This is a genomic window from Teichococcus aestuarii (assembly GCF_042651065.1).
GTDB lineage: Bacteria > Pseudomonadota > Alphaproteobacteria > Acetobacterales > Acetobacteraceae > Pseudoroseomonas > Pseudoroseomonas aestuarii.
Window position 1 is genome coordinate 1 of record NZ_JBHSCH010000132.1, and the last position, 2,655, is coordinate 2,655.

A 2,655-nucleotide genomic window follows, 5' to 3' on the forward strand; every position below is an offset into this window, starting at 1 on the left:
GCTAGTAATCGTAGATCAGCATGCTACGGTGAATACGTTCCCGGGCCTTGTACACACCGCCCGTCACACCACGAGAGTTTGTAACACCCGAAGCCGGTGGAGTAACCATTTGGAGCTAGCCGTCGAAGGTGGGACAAACGACTGGGGTGAAGTCGTAACAAGGTAGCCGTAGGGGAACCTGCGGCTGGATCACCTCCTTTCTAAGGATATATTCGGAACATCTTCTACGAAGATGAGGGATGATGTGACATATTGTATTCAGTTTTGAATGTTTATTAGCATTCAAGTTTTAATGGGCCTATAGCTCAGCTGGTTAGAGCGCACGCCTGATAAGCGTGAGGTCGGTGGTTCGAGTCCACTTAGGCCCACCATTCAATAATTTAAAACCTTAGGGGGCTTAGCTCAGCTGGGAGAGCGCCTGCTTTGCACGCAGGAGGTCAGCGGTTCGATCCCGCTAGTCTCCACCATTATATTTTGTACATTGAAAACTGGATAAGTAAGTAAGATTTTACCAAGCAAAACCGAGTGAATAGAGTTTTAAATAAGCTTGAATTCATAAATAATCGCTAGTGTTCGAAAGAACACTCACAAGATTAATAACTAGTTTTAGCTATTTATTTTGAATAACAATTCAAAATATGGTGGAAACATAGATTAAGTTATTAAGGGCGCACGGTGGATGCCTTGGCACTAGAAGCCGATGAAGGACGTTACTAACGACGATATGCTTTGGGTAGCTGTAAGTAAGCGTTGATCCAGAGATTTCCGAATGGGGGAACCCAGCATGAGTTATGTCATGTTATCGACATGTGAATTTATAGCATGTCAGAAGGCAGACCCGGAGAACTGAAACATCTTAGTACCCGGAGGAAGAGAAAGAAAAATCGATTCCCTGAGTAGCGGCGAGCGAAACGGGAAGAGCCCAAACCAACAAGCTTGCTTGTTGGGGTTGTAGGACACTCTATACGGAGTTACAAAAGAACATGTTAGACGAATCATCTGGAAAGATGAATCAAAGAAGGTAATAATCCTGTAGTCGAAAACATATTCTCTCTTGAGTGGATCCTGAGTACGACGGAGCACGTGAAATTCCGTCGGAATCTGGGAGGACCATCTCCTAAGGCTAAATACTCTCTAGTGACCGATAGTGCACAAGTACCGTGAGGGAAAGGTGAAAAGCACCCCGGAAGGGGAGTGAAAGAGAACTTGAAACCGTGTGCTTACAAGTAGTCAGAGCCCGTTAATGGGTGATGGCGTGCCTTTTGTAGAATGAACCGGCGAGTTACGATCTGATGCAAGGTTAAGCAGCAAATGTGGAGCCGCAGCGAAAGCGAGTCTGAATAGGGCGTTGAGTATTTGGTCGTAGACCCGAAACCAGGTGATCTACCCTTGGTCAGGTTGAAGTTCAGGTAACACTGAATGGAGGACCGAACCGACTTACGTTGAAAAGTGAGCGGATGAACTGAGGGTAGCGGAGAAATTCCAATCGAACTTGGAGATAGCTGGTTCTCTCCGAAATAGCTTTAGGGCTAGCCTCAAGTGATGATTATTGGAGGTAGAGCACTGTTTGGACGAGGGGCCCCTCTCGGGTTACCGAATTCAGACAAACTCCGAATGCCAATTAATTTAACTTGGGAGTCAGAACATGGGTGATAAGGTCCGTGTTCGAGAGGGAAACAGCCCAGACCACCAGCTAAGGCCCCAAAATATATGTTAAGTGGAAAAGGATGTGGCGTTGCCCAGACAACCAGGAGGTTGGCTTAGAAGCAGCCATCCTTTAAAGAAAGCGTAATAGCTCACTGGTCTAGTGACACTGCGCCGAAAATGTACCGGGGCTAAACATATTACCGAAGCTGTGGATTGTCCTTTGGACAATGGTAGGAGAGCGTTCTAAGGGCGTCGAAGCATGATCGCAAGGACATGTGGAGCGCTTAGAAGTGAGAATGCCGGTGTGAGTAGCGAAAGACGGGTGAGAATCCCGTCCACCGATTGACTAAGGTTTCCAGAGGAAGGCTCGTCCGCTCTGGGTTAGTCGGGTCCTAAGCTGAGGCCGACAGGCGTAGGCGATGGATAACAGGTTGATATTCCTGTACCACCTAGTATCGTTTTAATCGATGGGGGGACGCAGTAGGATAGGCGAAGCGTGCTGTTGGAGTGCACGTCCAAGCAGTAAGGCTGAGTGTTAGGCAAATCCGGCACTCATAAGGCTGAGCTGTGATGGGGAGAGGAAATTGTTTCCTCGAGTCGTTGATTTCACACTGCCGAGAAAAGCCTCTAGATAGATAACAGGTGCCCGTACCGCAAACCGACACAGGTAGTCAAGATGAGAATTCTAAGGTGAGCGAGCGAACTCTCGTTAAGGAACTCGGCAAAATGACCCCGTAACTTCGGGAGAAGGGGTGCTCTTTAGGGTTCACGCCCAGAAGAGCCGCAGTGAATAGGCCCAAGCGACTGTTTATCAAAAACACAGGTCTCTGCTAAACCGTAAGATGACGTATAGGGTCTGACGCCTGCCCGGTGCTGGAAGGTTAAGAGGAGTGGTTAGCTTCTGCGAAGCTACGAATTGAAGCCCCAGTAAACGGCGGCCGTAACTATAACGGTCCTAAGGTAGCGAAATTCCTTGTCGGGTAAGTTCCGACCTGCACGAATGGCGTA

2 tRNA genes and 2 rRNA genes are annotated in these 2,655 nt (G+C 48.1%); all 4 read left to right on the forward strand.

The features are described 5' to 3' along the window. Positions 1 to 200, forward strand: a 16S ribosomal RNA gene (locus tag ACFOY6_RS23830); the annotation flags it as partial. Between the two features lie 94 nt (positions 201 to 294). Further along, positions 295 to 371, forward strand: a tRNA-Ile gene (locus ACFOY6_RS23835). Positions 372 to 391: 20 nt separating this feature from the next. Continuing rightward, positions 392 to 467 (forward strand) — tRNA-Ala (locus tag ACFOY6_RS23840). Positions 468 to 652: 185 nt separating this feature from the next. Continuing rightward, positions 653 to 2,655: ribosomal RNA gene (locus tag ACFOY6_RS23845) — 23S ribosomal RNA — on the forward strand; the annotation flags it as partial.